This window comes from Salinicola sp. DM10 (assembly GCF_017306975.2).
Lineage (GTDB): Bacteria > Pseudomonadota > Gammaproteobacteria > Pseudomonadales > Halomonadaceae > Salinicola.
Genome location: NZ_JAFLEN020000001.1, coordinates 50,456 through 66,669, shown reverse-complemented (window position 1 = coordinate 66,669; position 16,214 = coordinate 50,456). Strand labels below are relative to the sequence as shown.

Annotated in this window: 10 protein-coding genes; 4 read left to right on the top strand and 6 right to left on the bottom strand. The window is 67.3% G+C overall.

Features of this window, described 5'->3' with window-relative positions:
- The first annotated feature begins 200 nt into the window (after nucleotides 1–200).
- On the top strand, nucleotides 201–3,650 hold the full coding sequence (gene mfd / locus J0A90_RS00255; RefSeq protein WP_207030798.1) for a transcription-repair coupling factor: 3,450 nt from the start codon (nucleotides 201–203) through the stop codon (nucleotides 3,648–3,650).
- A gap of 195 nt (nucleotides 3,651–3,845) precedes the next feature.
- On the opposite strand, the gene J0A90_RS00250 is transcribed toward mfd, so the two are convergent.
- Nucleotides 3,846–4,970: a metallophosphoesterase gene (locus J0A90_RS00250; protein ID WP_207030800.1), complete on the bottom strand. Its 1,125-nt coding sequence runs from the start codon at nucleotides 4,968–4,970 to the stop codon at nucleotides 3,846–3,848.
- A gap of 119 nt (nucleotides 4,971–5,089) precedes the next feature.
- Between J0A90_RS00250 and J0A90_RS00245 the strand changes: the two genes are divergently transcribed.
- Together J0A90_RS00245 and J0A90_RS00240 are read left to right on the top strand one after the other, a co-directional pair.
- Nucleotides 5,090–6,745 carry an FMN-binding glutamate synthase family protein gene (locus tag J0A90_RS00245; protein WP_207030801.1) on the top strand — a complete coding sequence of 552 codons (1,656 nt, stop codon included), beginning with the start codon at nucleotides 5,090–5,092 and terminating at the stop codon, nucleotides 6,743–6,745.
- A gap of 146 nt (nucleotides 6,746–6,891) precedes the next feature.
- Entirely contained in the window at nucleotides 6,892–7,062 is a 171-nt protein-coding gene (locus tag J0A90_RS00240; RefSeq protein WP_207030803.1) for a hypothetical protein, read from the top strand.
- Between the two features lie 192 nt (nucleotides 7,063–7,254).
- Here the strand turns inward: J0A90_RS00240 and J0A90_RS00235 are convergent, their stop codons facing one another.
- The 3 genes from J0A90_RS00235 to topA form a co-directional block, all read right to left on the bottom strand.
- On the bottom strand, nucleotides 7,255–7,494 hold the full coding sequence (locus J0A90_RS00235) for a hypothetical protein (protein ID WP_035474513.1): 240 nt from the start codon (nucleotides 7,492–7,494) through the stop codon (nucleotides 7,255–7,257).
- Nucleotides 7,495–7,660: 166 nt separating this feature from the next.
- Nucleotides 7,661–8,155: a DUF6586 family protein gene (locus tag J0A90_RS00230; protein ID WP_207030805.1), complete on the bottom strand. Its 495-nt coding sequence runs from the start codon at nucleotides 8,153–8,155 to the stop codon at nucleotides 7,661–7,663.
- The gene (topA, locus tag J0A90_RS00225; RefSeq protein ID WP_207030806.1) at nucleotides 8,152–10,773 is read right to left on the bottom strand and encodes a type I DNA topoisomerase; all 2,622 of its coding nucleotides are present in this window, start codon (nucleotides 10,771–10,773) and stop codon (nucleotides 8,152–8,154) included. The genes J0A90_RS00230 and topA overlap by 4 nt, the downstream gene beginning before the upstream one ends.
- 534 nt (nucleotides 10,774–11,307) lie before the next feature.
- On the opposite strand from topA, the gene pyk reads away from it, so the two are divergent.
- Nucleotides 11,308–12,771 carry a pyruvate kinase gene (gene pyk / locus J0A90_RS00220; RefSeq protein ID WP_207030808.1) on the top strand — a complete coding sequence of 488 codons (1,464 nt, stop codon included), beginning with the start codon at nucleotides 11,308–11,310 and terminating at the stop codon, nucleotides 12,769–12,771.
- Nucleotides 12,772–12,912: 141 nt separating this feature from the next.
- On the opposite strand, the gene oadA is transcribed toward pyk, so the two are convergent.
- Together oadA and J0A90_RS00210 are read right to left on the bottom strand one after the other, a co-directional pair.
- Complete coding sequence (oadA, locus tag J0A90_RS00215) at nucleotides 12,913–14,736, bottom strand: sodium-extruding oxaloacetate decarboxylase subunit alpha (RefSeq protein ID WP_207030809.1); 1,824 nt, start codon at nucleotides 14,734–14,736, stop codon at nucleotides 12,913–12,915.
- 33 nt (nucleotides 14,737–14,769) lie between these two features.
- Nucleotides 14,770–16,185 carry an acetyl-CoA carboxylase biotin carboxylase subunit gene (locus J0A90_RS00210; RefSeq protein WP_233076371.1) on the bottom strand — a complete coding sequence of 472 codons (1,416 nt, stop codon included), beginning with the start codon at nucleotides 16,183–16,185 and terminating at the stop codon, nucleotides 14,770–14,772.
- Between the last annotated feature and the right edge of the window lie 29 nt (nucleotides 16,186–16,214).

Genomic DNA, 16,214 nt, shown 5'->3' with positions numbered 1-16,214 from the left:
GAGCATTATCGGTAACCTACGAGACGAGCCGCAATCACTGCGTAGTCGCAAGCGTTGTAGTTTGACTACAGGCGGGCATGGCGGCGGCGGTCGCGTCCCGCTCGCGCCTGCCCCCTGCTATCATGAAGGACCATCGCGCGGCGGCCGTCGCCCGGCCCGGCCGTGCCAGTGTCTTCTTCCATTCCGCTAGCGAAAGGTCCATGTCGCAATTCAGCCCTCTCTCGCCGCCACAACCCCAGGGCGTGCGTGAAACGATCTACTGCCAGCGCCCCCACGGCAGCGCGCTGGCGCTGACCCTGGCGCGTCTGGCCGACGACGCACCGCTTTTGGTCATCACCCCCGACACGGCGGCGGCACAGCGCCTGGAGAGCGCGCTGCGCTTCTATTCCCGAGTACCGGTGATGCCCTTCCCGGATTGGGAGACCCTGCCCTACGACAGCTTTTCGCCGCATCAGGACATCGTCTCCGCCCGCCTGCGCACCCTGCGTGAACTGCAGGAGGGTACCCGCGGCATCGTGCTGGTGCCGATCAACACCCTGATGCAGCGCCTGCCACCGCGGGACTACGTGGCCGGCCGCGTGCTGACGCTGACCACCGGCGAGCGGCTCGACCGCGAAGGCTTTCGCGAACGTCTGTCGCGCGCCGGCTACCGCGCGGTGGAGACGGTCTACGAGCCGGGCGAGTACGCCATGCGCGGCGCGCTGATCGACCTCTTCCCGATGGGCACCGAGACGCCGCTGCGCATCGACCTGTTCGACGACGAGATCGACAGCCTGCGTCGTTTCGACCCCGATACCCAGCGCTCCCAGGACAAGATCGAGCGGGTCGAGCTGCTGCCGGCCCACGAATACTCGCTGTCGCGCTCCGCGATCGCCTGCTTCCGCGAGGGTTTCGAGACGCTGTTCGACGTCGACCCGCGCCAGTGTCCGCTCTATGTCGACGCGCTCAAGGGCATCCCCTCGCCCGGCCTCGAGCAGTATCTGCCGCTGTTCTTCGAGGAGACCGCGACGCTGTTCGAGCATCTCGACGCCGGCACCCAAGTCGCGCTGCTGCCCGAGACGCATGCCGCCGCCGAGAGTCACTGGCGCGCCATCGAGAGCCGCTATGAGAACCTCGGCGTCGACCCCACGCGGCCGCTGCTGCCGCCGGCGCGGGCGTTCGTGCCGGTGGCCGAGGTGTTCGCCGCGATCAAGCGCCACCCGCGGCTCGAGTTCGTCACCGCCGAGGACACCCGTAGCGCCGCCGTCAGCACGACCCAGGCACCGCCGGCGGTGGCGATCAATGCCCGCGCCCAGCGGCCGCTGGCCACCCTGGAGCAGTTCCTGGCCAGCCACCAGGGGCTGCGCGTGCTGTTCGTGGCCGAATCCCGCGGGCGCCGCGAGGCGTTGGAGGAAGCGCTCGCACCGCTCCACCTGAGCCTCCCCCACGTCGACGACTGGCACGCCTTCCGCGAGGGCAGCATGCCCTACGCCATCGGCGAGGGCGGGCTCGACGAGGGCCTGTGGCTGGGCGACCCCGAGCTCGCGGTGATCACCGAGACCGAGCTCTACGGCGAGGTGGTGCGCCAATCGCGGCGGCGCGCCAAGGCCACCGACGACAACGAGCTGGCGGTGCGCCATCTGTCGGAGCTGCGCCCCGGTTCGCCGGTGGTCCACCAGCACCACGGCGTGGGCCGCTACCAGGGGCTCGAGACGATCCACGCCGGCGGCGTCGCGGCGGAGTTCCTGGCGCTCGAGTACGCCGGCGGTGCCAAGCTCTACGTGCCGGTGGACAACCTGCAGCTGATCTCGCGCTACGCCGGCGCCAGTGACGAACTGGCGCCGCTGCACAAGCTCGGCTCCGACAGCTGGGACAAGGCCAAGCGCAAGGCCGCGGAGAAGGTGCGCGACACCGCCGCCGAGCTACTCGACATCTACGCCCGGCGCGAGGCCCGCGAAGGCTTTGCCAGCGATATGCCGGGGGACGAATACGCGCGCTTCGCCGCCAGCTTCCCGTTCGAGGAGACCCCGGATCAGCAGGCCGCGATCGAGGCGGTGATCCACGACATGACCGCCCCCAGGCCGATGGATCGAGTGGTGTGCGGCGATGTCGGCTTCGGCAAGACCGAGGTCGCCATGCGCGCCGCCTTCCTGGCGGTCAGCTCCGGTCACCAGGTGGTGGTCCTGGTGCCCACCACCCTGCTCGCCCAGCAGCACTATGACAATTTCCGCGACCGCTTCGCCGATACCGCAGTGCAGATCGAAATGCTCTCGCGTTTCACCGGCGGCAAGGGCGAGAGCGACACCCTGGCGCGTATCGCCGAGGGGCGCGCCGATATCGTCATCGGCACCCACAAGCTGCTGTCGAAGTCGATCAAGCTGCCCAATCTGGGGCTGATGATCATCGACGAGGAGCACCGCTTCGGCGTGGCGCAGAAGGAGCGTCTCAAGCAGCTGCGCGCCGAGGTCGATATCCTCACCCTCACCGCCACGCCGATCCCGCGCACCCTCAACATGGCGATGAACGGCATCCGCGATCTGTCGATCATCGCCACCCCGCCGGCCCGCCGGCTCTCGGTCAAGACCTTCGTCCAGAACCGCAACGAGGCGGTGGTCAAGGAGGCGCTACTGCGCGAGATCCTGCGCGGGGGCCAGGTCTACCTGCTGCACAACGAGGTGCGCACCATCGAGGCCAGCGCCGACAAGATCCGCGAACTGGTGCCCGAAGCGCGGGTCGGCGTGGCCCACGGCCAGCTCCCCGAGCGGGCGCTGGAGCGAGTCATGTCGGATTTCTACCACAAGCGCTTCAATGTGCTGGTGTGCTCGACCATCATCGAGACCGGTATCGACGTTCCCAGCGCCAATACCATCATCATCGAGCGCGCCGACAAGTTCGGCCTGGCCCAGCTGCATCAGTTGCGCGGGCGGGTCGGGCGCAGCCACCATCAAGCCTACGCCTATCTGCTGACCCCTCCGCCCAAGGCGATGACCAAGGATGCGATCAAGCGTCTGGAAGCGATCGCTCAGAGCGACGATCTGGGGGCCGGTTTCACCCTGGCCAGTCACGACATGGAGATTCGCGGTGCCGGCGAGCTGCTCGGCGACGAGCAGAGCGGCCAGATGGAGACGGTCGGCTACAGCCTCTACATGCAGATGCTCGACCGCGCCGTGAAGGCGATCCGCGCCGGCAAGACGCCCAATATCGAGGCCCCGCTCGACGAAGGCACCGAGATCAGCCTCAATCTGCCGGCCCTGATCCCCGACGACTACCTGCCCGATATCCAGCAGCGCCTGATCATGTACAAGCGCATCTCCAGCGCCGCCGACGAAGGCGAACTCAAGGAGCTGCAGGTGGAGATGATCGACCGCTTCGGCCTGCTGCCGGGGCCGCTGAAGACGCTGTTCCGCCAGACGCGGCTGCGTCAGCGCGCCGAGCGCCTGGGTATCGCCCGGCTCGAGGCCGGGCCAGAGCGCGGCCGGGTGATCTTCGGCGCCGCCCCGCAGGTCGACCCGATGACCTTGGTCGAGCTGATCCAGCGCCACCCGAAGGAGTATCGGCTGGACGGCGCCGACACCCTGCGCTTCAGTGCCGAAATGGAACAGGCGGAGGCACGCCTGGCCCGGGTCGATGCGCTGCTCGATATTCTGAATCGCAAGGCCAAGGCGGCCTGAAAGTGTGTCTACAAAATGTCTACGCTCGACAATACGGCGTTGAAATCGACCTCAAAATACTCATTTACCTCGTGTAAACTCCGTTTTTTCGGTCGATTTCGCCTTGCCTTGCCTTCGCTCGTCGAGTTTGTAAACACCCTTTGAGATCGGATTGGCGCCGCACTCCCCACTGGCGGGGAGTGCGGGCATTCCATCTCAGTCGGCGCGCTGCAGCCGAATCAGGGTGATCTCGGCGGGCGCGCCGAAGCGCATCGGCGGCCCCCAGTAGCCAGTGCCACGGCTGGTATAGACCCACATCCGCCCCTCGCGGCCGAGTCCGGCCAAAAAGCGGTTAGCGCGCCGCGCCGCCAGGCTCCAGGGCCACAGCTGGCCGCCATGGGTGTGCCCGGAGAGCTGCAGATCGAAGCCGGCGCGGGCCGCCGCCGGGGCCGAATTGGGCTGGTGCGCCAGCAGCATCCGCGGCACCGCCTCGGGCAGGCCGGCGGCCGCGCGCTCGGGGTCGCTGCGATGCGCCGCCACATAGTGCCCGGCGGTGAGATCGGTGATGCCGGCCACCGCCAGCTGCGCATCCTCGTGGGTGATCAGGGTGGCGGCGTTGATCAACACCTCCAGCCCCAGCTCCTCGAAGGCCCGGGTCCAGGCCTCTGCCTCGCTGTAGTACTCGTGATTGCCGGTGACGCAGAAGACCCCGTGCCGCGCCGCGAGCTGGCGCAGTGGCGCCAGCTCCGGCGCCAGCTCCTCGACCCGACCATCGGTCAGATCGCCGGTGATCGCCACCAGATCCGGTGCCAGCGCGTTGGCCCGGGCCACGTAGCGCGCCAGCTGGCGACGCTTGATGGTCGGGCCGACGTGCAGATCGCTCAGTTGGACGATACGCAGACCGATCAGCGCCGGCGGCAGCCCCGCCAGTGGTACCTTCACCTCGACCACCCGCGGCACCCGGCGCGCCTGCCACAGCGCATACAGGCTCAACCCCAGGGTCGCCGCGAGCACGCCCCAGGCGCTCGCGACAAGCCACGCCCCCGGTGGTAGCGGCGTCAGCACGAGTATCAGCAGCAGCAGGTCCCGCGCCAGGGTAAGCACCAGCAGAAACGAGAAGGCGCCGGTCATCAGCGAGATCGGCCAGGCGAACCAGCGCCCGTTGAGCCAGCTCACCCGCAGCACCCACGGCAGCGTCAGCGCACTCAGCGCCAGATAGCCCCACGCCAGCGCCGCTACCGGCAGCGCGAGATCGAGATCCGGCAGCAGCCGCCAACCGATGTAGGCATGCAGCAGCAAGAGCCAGAAACGCAGACGCAGGACGAAGAGCGAGTGACGCAAGAGACGGGATTCCTTCTAGCGCAGTAGTGGTGTGGTTAGCCGCTGGGGCGCGCTTTCGCTATCCTTGCCCCTTTTGCGGACGCCGTCGCGCCCGCCATGAGCCAGGAGCCGATGTTCGCATGATCTACGCCAAGGGTCTCTCCCGCATTCCCCTACGCAACGCCGCCTTCGTCGCCACGCTGGCGCTGCTCGGCGTATCGCTGCTCGGTCTGGCGTTCTCGCCGCAGTGGCTGTGGGGCGTGGCGATCTTCGGCGCGCTGGCGCTGCTGGGCGTCTACGACGTGCGTCAACGCCGGCGCACGATCAGCCGCAACTACCCCATTCTGGCGCACTTTCGCTACATCCTGGAGTCGATCGGCCCGGAGATCCGTCAGTACTTCATCCAGTCCGACCTCGACGAGCGCCCTTTCTCCCGCGAACAGCGGGCGGTGATCTACCAGCGCGCCAAGAACGCCAGCGACAAGAAGCCGTTCGGCTCGCTGCTCGACATGTATAGCCCGGGACACGAGTGGGTCAACCACTCGCTGCGCCCCACCCACATCAGCGACCACGACTTTCGCGTCAGCATCGGCGGCAGCCTGTGCCGCCAGCCCTACGCCGCCAGCGTGTTCAACATCTCGGCGATGAGCTTCGGCTCGCTCTCGGCCAACGCCATCGAGGCACTCAACGCCGGCGCGCGCAAGGGGGGCTTCTACCACGACACCGGGGAAGGCTCGATCTCGCGCTACCACCGGATCCACGGCGGCGACCTGGTGTGGGAGATCGGCTCGGGCTACTTCGGCTGTCGCCACGCGGATGGCAGCTTCAATCCCGAACGCTTTGCCGCCAACGCCCGCGAGCCGCAGGTCAAGATGATCGAGATCAAGCTCTCCCAGGGTGCCAAACCCGGCCACGGCGGCATCCTGCCGGCGGCCAAGGTGACCGCGGAGATCGCCGAGGCGCGCGAGGTGCCGATGGGCCAGGACGTGGTCTCGCCGGCGGCCCATAGCGCCTTCTCGACCCCGCTGGAGCTGATGACGTTCATCGGCCAGCTGCGTGAGCTCTCCGGCGGCAAGCCGGTGGGCTTCAAGCTCGCCATCGGCCACCCCTGGGAGTGGTTCGCGATCGTCAAGGCGATGCTCGAAAGCGGCCAGCGCCCCGACTTCATCGTCGTCGATGGTGGCGAGGGAGGCACCGGCGCCGCGCCGCTGGAGTTCATCAACCGCCTCGGCGTCCCCATGACCGAAGCGCTGATGCTGGTCCACAACACCCTGGTCGGGGTCGGCCTGCGCGAGGAGATCCGCATCGGTGCCGCCGGCAAGATCACCTCGGCCTTCAATATCGCCCGCACCCTGGCACTCGGCGCGGACTGGTGCAACTCGGCGCGCGGCTTCATGTTCTCGCTGGGCTGTATCCAGGCGCTCAACTGCCACTCGGACAAGTGCCCCAGCGGCGTGGCGACCCAGGATCCGCGGCGCGGCCATCACCTGGACGTGGCCGACAAGCGCGAGCGGGTCTATCACTTCCATCGCAACACCCTCGCCGCCCTGGCCGAGATGCTCGCCGCGGCGGGCCTGGAACACCCCAGCGAGCTGGGGCCGGAGCACATCATCCGCCGGGTCTCCAGCGACGAGATCCAGTCCTACGACCGCCTGTTCAGCTTCCTCACCCCGGGTCAGCTGCTCGACGGCGAAAGCGAGCACACGGTGTTCAAGCAGTACTGGCATCTGGCTCGCGCGGACTCCTTCGCACCGCCACCGGCGGTAGCCGAGCTGCGCACCACCAAACTGCGCTGAGAAGCGACGAGCCGCGCCAGCCACTGGCCCGCGACCACCGGTCGCGGGCGCCCGGCCACGGCGGCGCATCATCGGGGCGCGCCACGCGCTATACTGCGCGCCCACGCCTGACACGCATCCACGCACGCATTCCACTAGGAGTCTTCATGTCGACGGCCGATATCGCCTGGATCATCTCGACGCTGGCGATGACCATCGCTTTTGCCACCTTCTTCGTCTTCAGCGCCACCCGCAGGCGCGGCCTGCTGGTCGCGACCCTGGTCCTGGCGTGTGTCGCCGTCTGCGCCGGCCTGACCGCCGGTCTGGGCCTGCTGTAGTCAGACGCTGTCGTCAGCGGTAGTGCGACCGTAGGCGACAGCCTCCGGAGCGCTGGCACACGAAGAAGACGAGAGATAGACACTCGACGAGAGGTGAAAGACGTCGGAAGGCAGAGAGAAGATACGCCTGACGGCGGGGGCGCCATGCTCGGACATGGCGCCGGGGAGCCGCCGCGGTGCGGCGGCCGGTATTCAGTGAACCGTCGCCGGCGCCTGCGGCGCCTCCTCCTCTTCACCATCCCACAGATGGGTCCGGGTGATGGCGTGGTCGAGCATCTCCCGCGCCACGTCGAAGCGGCTACGGCGCAGCAGCTCCAGCGCCTCCTCGGAGAATCGAATGCTCACCAGCGGTTCGCCGCTCGCCTCCGCCGGTCGCAGCACCACCTCGCCGTCGGCGAGTTCGACGATTTCCAGAATGGCGGTATCAGACACGGTCTCTCTCCTGTCACGGCGACAACGACTGCTCTTGCAAAGCATGCGGAAACGGCGACCACCCCGGACCTGCGACACAGCCGGGACGGCGCTCAATAAAAAACGACCAGGGCGCGGGCCCCGGTCGTCGATCGGTGGATAAGGCTACCATGTCGACCCAGGGTCGTCACCACTCCTGACTGCCCTGGCGCAGGCTCGGCAGCAGCGCCTTGAACTCACCCAGGCACCAGCGCAGCTCATCGCCCAGCGGCGTCGCCCCGGCACTCGTGATCAGCCCCGGCACACCGTCGCCACGCCGCGCTGCGCCGTCGTCACTCTGCAGCGCGGCGAGACGCGCCAGCAGTAGCGCCAACCAGCTCTCCGGCCGAACCGCCAGCGACTCGAGCCACACCAGCTCGGCGATCTCGGCTTGCGCCGGCGCATCACCGCCCGCCTGACGCTGGCCCGCGGCGTCGAGCCATGTGCGCCAATCCGGCGCGCCGCCGGGGGCATGGGTGGTCACTTCACGCAGCAGCGCCTCGAACGCCAGCCCGAGCTGACCCAGCGCGGCCTCTTCCAGTGCCATGCGTCGCGCCGTCGCGTGCTCGTCGTCACCCGCCGGCAGGGCCAGCAGCAGCTCGGTCTGATAGAGCAGCTGATTGGTGCGGGCGACGGCACTCACTTGCGCTTGTCCTCCACCTGCCAGCGGCCATCCTCGAAGATCGCGCGCCAGCCGGTCGCCTTGCCATCCTCGTCGGTCATCACGTACTGGCTCTTGGTCTTGCGCGAGAAGCGGATCTGCGCCGGACGCCCGTCCGGGTCCTCGCTCGGCGCTTCGAGCAGGAAGTGGTACTTCTCGGGCAGCGCCTCGGCGTGCGCCTTGAGCTCCTTGACCAGCGGCGCGCGGGTCTCGCGATTCTTGGGGAACTGGCTCGCGGCCAGGAACAACCCGCTGGCGCCGTCACGCAGCACGTAGTGGTCGTCGACCTTCTGGCAGGCGAGCTCGGGCATCGGGATCGGGTCCATCTTGGGCGGCGCCACCTCGCCACTCTTGAGCAGCTTGCGGGTGTTGCCGCAGGCCTCGTTGGTGCAGGCGAAGTACTTGCCGAAGCGGCCGCTCTTGAGCTGCATCTCCGAGCCACACTTGTCGCATTCGATCACCGGGCCGTCGTAGCCCTTGATGCGGAAGCGCCCCTGCTCGATCTCGTAGTAGCCGTCATCGTCGTTGCTGATATAGAGCTTGCGCCCCTCGTCGATGAGATAGCTGTCCATCGCCGTGCCGGTGTTGGGATTACGCCGCTTGGCGCGCAGCGCATCGGTCTCCGCCGACTCGTCGGCATCCTCCGGCACCGCCTCCTCGCCGGGGATCAGGTCGATGGTGGTCTTGCAGCGCTCCTTGGGCGGCAGGTTGTAGCCCGAACAGCCGAGGAAAACCCCGGTGGAGGCGATACGGATCTGCATCGGCCGACCGCAGGTCGGGCAGGCGATATCGGTGGCGATCGGCTCGTTGGGGCGCATGCCGTCCTCGCCCTCGGCGTGATCGAGCTTGCGCTTGAAGTCGGCGTAGAAGGCGTCGAGCAGCTGCTGCCAGTTCTCGTGCCCCTCGGCGACCTCGTCGAGCCGATCCTCCATGCGCGCGGTGAAGCCGTAGTCGAGCAGGTCGTTGAACGACTCGACCAGGCGATCGGTGACGATCTCACCGAGTTTCTCGGCGTAGAAGCGGCGGCTGTCGAGCTTGACGTAGCCGCGGTCCTGAATGGTCGAGATGATCGCGGCGTAGGTCGAGGGGCGGCCGATACCGCGCTTCTCCAGCTCCTTGACCAGGCTCGCCTCGGTGTAGCGCGCCGGCGGCTTGGTGAAGTGCTGCTGCGGGTCGAGCTGGACCACCTCGAGGCGATCGCCCTTGTCGATGTCGGGCAGCTGGGTGGCGTCATCCTTCTTCGCCATCGGCTTCATCACCCGGGTGTAGCCGTCGAACTTGAGCACACGGCCCCGCGCCTTGAGCTCGAAGCCATCGCTCTCGATGGTCAGGGTGGTGGCCAGATACTCCGCCGGCACCATCTGGCAGGCCACGAACTGGCGCCAGATCAGCTCGTAGAGACGCTGTGCGTCGCGCTCCACCGGCAGGTCATCAGCGCGCTGCTTGACGTTGGAGGGGCGGATCGCCTCGTGTGCTTCCTGGGCGTTCTGCTTGCTCGAATAGCGGATGGCCTCTTCGGGCAGATAGCGCTCGCCGTACTCGCTGTGGATGTAGTCACGCGCACTCGCCACCGCATCCTGGGACAGGTTGGTGGAATCGGTACGCATATAGGTGATGTAGCCCGCCTCATAGAGGCGCTGCGCCAGGGTCATGGTCTTCTTCACCGAGAACCCCAGGCGCCCGCTGGCGGCCTGCTGCAAAGTCGAGGTGATGAAGGGCGCGTTGGGCTTGGAGCGGGTCGGCCGGGTCTCGCGCTCGGTGACCGTGAAGGCGTCGCGCCGCAGCGGGGCGATGCGCTCGAGCGTCTCGCGCTCGGAGGTCGGGCGGAAGGTCTCGCCCTTCTCGCGCACCACCTCGAAGCGCACCGCCTCGCCGTCGGCGGTGGCGGTGTCGAGATGAACGTCCCAGAACTCCTCCGGCACGAAGGCGCGGATCTCACGCTCGCGGTCGACGATCAGACGCACCGCCACCGACTGCACGCGACCGGCGGAGAGCCCCCGGGCGACCTTGCTCCAGAGCAGCGGCGAGACCATGAAGCCGACCACGCGATCGAGGAAGCGACGCGTCTGCTGCGCTTCGACCCGGGCCACGTTGAGGCTGCCGGGCTGCTTGAACGCCTCCTGGATGGCGTTCTTGGTGATCTCGTTGAACACCACCCGCTTGTAGCGCTTGTCGTCGCCGCCGATGGTCTCCTTGAGGTGCCAGGCGATCGCCTCCCCTTCGCGGTCCAAATCGGTCGCGAGATAGATGGTGTCGCTCTTGTCGGCCAGCTTCTTGAGCTCCTCGACCACCTTCTCCTTGCCCGGCAGCACCTCATAGTTGGCGCGCCAGCCGTGCTCGGGATCGATGCCCATGCGCCGCACCAGCTGGTCCCACTGTTTCTGCTTCTTGTACTCGGCCTTCTCCTCCGGCGACATCTTGCGCGTCGCTGCGGCCTGCCGCGCACGCTCCTTGGGATCGCTGGCCTGCTTGGACGAGCCACTGGTCGGCAGATCACGAATATGCCCGACACTCGACTTCACGACGAAGTCGTTGCCGAGATACTTGTTGATGGTCTTGGCTTTGGCCGGAGACTCGACGATAACCAGTGACTTGCCCATAGCGCTCCTGCTTCTTCTATATAGCGGCGGCTCCGGTCGACGCGTGCTCGAGATGGCGCGAGTCAGAGGGAGGCGGCCGGAAAATCCGCCTACCCTACCCTAGCGCTCCACACGGCGCCAGCCGTAGCTTGACTTTCACGACGCGGCGCTGGCCGTCGCCGGGAACCGCGTTATTGGGCTGCCGGTGCCGAATTCCAAGCACCGGTCCAGCCATGTATCACCGCGCGTCTAGGCCTCTTCGAGTACGCGGCACGCTGGCGGCATCTGTGAATACCCTAGCCGGAATCTGCCCATACGCCAGGATTTGCCACCGCGAGCGGGTGCCCGAGTATCGAGTGGCGCCACGCGCCTTGCGTGTCGCTCGCGGCGCTGGCGCGTTACACTCGGGTCGAGACGGCGCGCCGCCGGAGACAGCCGGACGCCATCGCCTCGGACAAGGCGCAGCCGATGTTGTAAAATAACCACCTGTCATCGCACCCGCCGCCAGACACGCGTCGACGCGGGATGCACCATCCAGTCGCCAGGAGATTTTCCATGCAGCACGCCTTTCACGGCCCGATTCGTCGCACCAAGATCGTCGCTACGCTAGGTCCCGCCACGGACCGCGAAGGCGTGTTGGATGCCCTGATCGAAGCGGGTGTCGATGTGGTTCGCCTGAACTTCTCCCACGGCAACCCGGAAGACCACCGCCGCCGCCTCAAGGCGGTGCGCGAGTCCGCCGAACGCCAGGGCCGCGCGGTTGCTGCCCTCGGCGACCTGCAGGGGCCGAAGATCCGTATCGCACGCTTCAAGGCCGAAGGTGGCGTCAAGCTGGAAAAGGGCCAGCCATTCGTGATCGACGTTTCGCTGGGGCGTGACGAAGGCACCAGCGAGCAGGTGGGCTGCGACTACAAGGAGCTGGCCGATGACGTCGACGCCGGCGACGTGCTGCTGCTCGACGATGGCCGCCTGGTACTGGAAGTCGAACGCCTCGACGGCAGCAAGATCGTCACCAAGGTAAAGGTGGGTGGCAAGCTGACCAACAACAAGGGCATCAACAAGCAGGGTGGCGGCCTCTCCGCCGCGGCCCTGACCGAGAAGGACAAGGAGGACCTGAAGACCGCGATCGATATCGGCGTCGACTATCTGGCGGTCTCCTTCCCGCGTAGCGGGGCCGACATGCAGTACGCCCGCGAGCTGCTCGGCGAGGCTGGCCAGGAGATCGGTCTGGTCGCCAAGATCGAGCGCGCCGAGGCGGTCGCCGACCCGGAGACGCTGGATGACATCATCCGCGCCTCGGAGGCGGTGATGGTCGCCCGCGGCGATCTCGGGGTCGAGATCGGCGACGCCCAGCTGATCGGCGTGCAGAAGCGCATCATCGGCCGCGCCCGCTCGCTCAACAAGGTGGTGATCACCGCCACCCAGATGATGGAGTCGATGATCGACTCGCCGCTGCCGACCCGCGCCGAGGTGTTCGACGTCGCCAACGCGGTGCTCGACGGCACCGACGCGGTGATGCTCTCGGCCGAGACCGCCGCCGGCGACTACCCGGTCGAGACCATCCGCGCCATGGACCGGCTGTGCCTCGGCGCCGAGCGCGAGCGCAGCGCCCAGGAGTCCAAGCACCGCATCCACGAGGGCTTCTCGCGCATCGACGAGACCGTGGCGCTGTCGGCGATGTACGCCGCCAACCACCTCTCCGGCGTGGTCGCCATCGCCTGTCTCACCGCCACCGGTTATACCCCGCTGATCGCCTCGCGCATCCGCTCGGGGCTGCCGATCGTGGCGCTGGCCGAGACCGCGGCGGTGCAGCGGCGCATGGCGCTCTACCGTGGCGTGGTCTCGCTGGTGTTCGATAGCTCGCGCTTCCCGCTGACCGAGATCAACGCCGGTGCCATCGACGAGCTGGTGGACCGCGGTCTGGCGGCCAAGGGCGATCACGTGATCCTGACCCGCGGCGACCACATGAATGCCCACGGCGGGACCAACACCATGAAGATCATTCAGGTCGAGGCCTGAGCCCCTGCCGGCGGCGCGCCAGGCGCCGCCTAGCGATAGGCGGCTCGCAGCAGCGGGCAACGAAACAGACGGCGCGGCGTCCTTCGACGCCGCGCCGTCTTGTCTCGGGCTTGACGGGAAGGCGGCGGAGGCCGCCGCCCCTCACTCGATCTCGACCAGTACCTCACCCGGCGTGACACGATCACCCTTGGCGACGTGAACCGCCTTGACCGTGCCCTTGATGCGCGACTGCACCTCGGTCTCCATCTTCATCGCCTCGGTGATCAGCACCGCCTGGCCGGCCTCGACGCTGTCGCCCTCGGCCACCAGCACGTCGACGATATTGCCCGGCATCGAGGTGGTGACATGCCCCGGCGCGCTGGCCTTGGCACGCCCCGCGCCCTTGCCCTCCTGAACGAACTCGTTCTTGGCCTCGAACACCACCTCTTCGGGCATGCCGTCCAGGGTCAGGTAGACGCGGCGCTTGCTGCCGCTGCCACTACCCACGCCGGTGATCTGCACCTCGTAGGATTCGCCGTGGACGTCGATGACGAACTCCGTCGGCACGCCCTCGGAGACCGGGCGCTCGCCGCCACCGCCGCCACTGCTGGGCGCAGGAATCGCCTCCGGCACCAGAGTCCCGTCGCGCCGGCCCTTGAGGAAATCGCGCCCCAGGTCCGGGAACATGGCGAAGGTGAGCACATCCTCCTCGCGCTCGGCGAGTTCGCCGATCTCTTTTTCCAGGCGCGCCATTTCCGGCTGCAGCTGGTCGGCGGGCCGCCCCTCGTCGACCGGCTCGCTACCGATCGCCTTGCGCCGCACCTCTTCGTCTACCGCGGCCGGCGGCTGGCCATAGCCCCCCAGCAGATAGCGCTTCACTTCATTGGTGATCGACTTGTAGCGCTCGCCGGTGAGCACGTTCATCGCCGCCTGGGTACCGACGATCTGCGAGGTCGGAGTGACCAGCGGCGGGTAGCCGAGGTCGGCGCGCACCCGCGGAATCTCGTCGAACACGTCCATGATACGGCCGAGCGCGTTCTGCTCCTTCATCTGGTTGGCCAGGTTGGACATCATCCCGCCGGGCACCTGCCAGATCTGCACGCTGACATCCTCGCGGGTGTACTCGCTCTCGAAGGCCGCATACTTCTTGCGCACCTCGCGGAAGTAGTCGCCAATCTCCTTGAGCGCCACCAGATCGAGGCCGGTGTCATAGGGCGTGCCCTGGAAGGCAGCGACCATCGCCTCGGTGGAGGGGTGGCTGGTGCCGTTGGCAAAGGCCGAGTTGCAGGTGTCGATATGCCGGCAACCCGCCTCCACCGCCTTCAACTGGCACAGCGAGGCGAGCCCGGCCGTGGCGTGGGCGTGCAGGTGCACCGGCACGTCCACCGTTTCGACCAGCCCGGCGACCAGCTCGCTGGTGGCGTAAGGGGTTAACAGCCCAGCCATGTCCTTGATTGCGATCGAGTCGGCGCCCATGTCGACCAGGCGCTGGGCCTGCTCCAGATAACTCTCCAGGGTATGCACCGGGCTCACGGTGTAGCAGATCGTGCCCTGGGCGTGCTTGCCGCTCGCCTTGACCGCCTTCATCGCGGTCTCCAGATTGCGCAGGTCGTTGAGCGCATCGAAGACTCGGAAGATGTCGATGCCGTTGTCGGCGGCGCGGGCGACGAAGCGCTCGACCACGTCATCGGCGTAGTGGCGGTAGCCGAGCAGGTTCTGGCCACGCAGCAGCATCTGCAGCGGGGTATCGGGCAGCGCCTCACGCAACGCGGTCAAACGCTCCCACGGGTCCTCCTTGAGGAAGCGCACGCAGGCGTCGAAGGTCGCCCCGCCCCACACTTCCAGCGCGTGAAAACCGATGGCATCGAGCTTGGCACAGATCGGCAGCATGTCCTCGGTGCGCATGCGCGTGGCGATCAGCGACTGGTGGCCGTCGCGGAGCACCACATCACTTATCTTGACCGGCGTCGTCTTGGCGTTGTTCATTGTCTCTCTCCTCATGACTGTCGGCACGGCGCCTCAAAGGCCGGCATGCGCGGCGATCGCCGCGGCGATCGCCAGCGCTACCTCTTCCGGGTTGCGTTTGACGGAGTAGTTGAGCAGCTCCGGATGCGCCGGCACGAAGCCGGTATCGAAGTGGCCGGCGCGAAAATCGGGATGCCGCAGAATTTCCTGATAGTAGGGGGTGGTCGTCTTGACCCCCTGCAGGCGCATGTCGTTGAGCGCGCGAATGCCGCGATCCAGCGTTTCCTCCCAGGTCATGCCCCACACGATCAGCTTGAGACACATCGAGTCGAAATAGGGCGGAATGGTGTAGCCGGTGTAGATCGCGGTGTCGGTACGCACCCCCGGCCCGCCCGGCGCGTAGTAGCGGGTGATGCGACCGAAGCTGGGCAGGAAGTCGTTCTTGGGATCCTCGGCGTTGATCCGGAACTGGATCGCATAGCCGTGGTGGACGACATCCGCCTGGCGGAAGGCGAGGCGCTCTCCCGCCGCCACGCGCAGCTGCTCGCGCACGATGTCGATGCCGGTGATCGCCTCGGTGATGGTGTGCTCGACCTGGACCCGGGTGTTCATCTCCATGAAGTAGACCTCGTTGTCCTTGACGAGGAACTCCACGGTACCCGCATTCTCGTAGCCCACCGCCTCGGCCGCGCGCACCGCCATCTTGCCCACGTAGCTGCGCAGTTCCGGGGTGAGCTGGGGGCTGGGCGCGATCTCGATCAGCTTCTGGTTGCGACGCTGGATCGAGCAGTCACGCTCGAACAGGTGAATCACGTTGCCGTGGGCGTCGGCGAGGATCTGCACTTCGATATGGTGAGGATCGACGACGCACTTCTCCATGAACACTTCGGCACTGCCGAAGGCCTTGGTCGCCTCCGAGATCACCCGCTCCCAGGCCTGCTTGAGCTGGTTCTCGTCATCACAGCGGCGAATGCCGCGCCCGCCGCCGCCGGAGGTCGCCTTGAGCATCACCGGGTAGCCGATCTCCGCGGCGACTTCCAGCGCCGCGTCGCGATCCGGCAGATTGCCCGCCGACCCCGGAGTCACCGGCACTCCGGCCTCGCGCATCGCCGCACGCGCAGCGGTCTTGTCGCCCATGCGCGCGATGACCTCGGCGCTGGGGCCGACGAACGTAATCCCCGCCTGGGTGCAGATACGCGCAAAGTCGGCGCTCTCGGAAAGAAAGCCATAACCGGGATGGATCGCGTCGCAGCCGGTCTCGCGGGCCAGGTTGACCAGCCGGTGGGCGTCGAGATAGCCCGCCAGCGGCTCCTCGCCGACGAAGTGCGACTCGTCCGCCCCCTTGACGTGGAGCGAGAAGCGATCCGGCTCGGTATAGATCGCCACCGAACGGATGCCCATCTCGGCACAGGCTCGTACAATACGCACGGCGATCTCGCCGCGGTTGGCAATTAGCAGCTTCTTGAACACCGTCTGCCCTCCGAGTTGTGCGTCGTCAT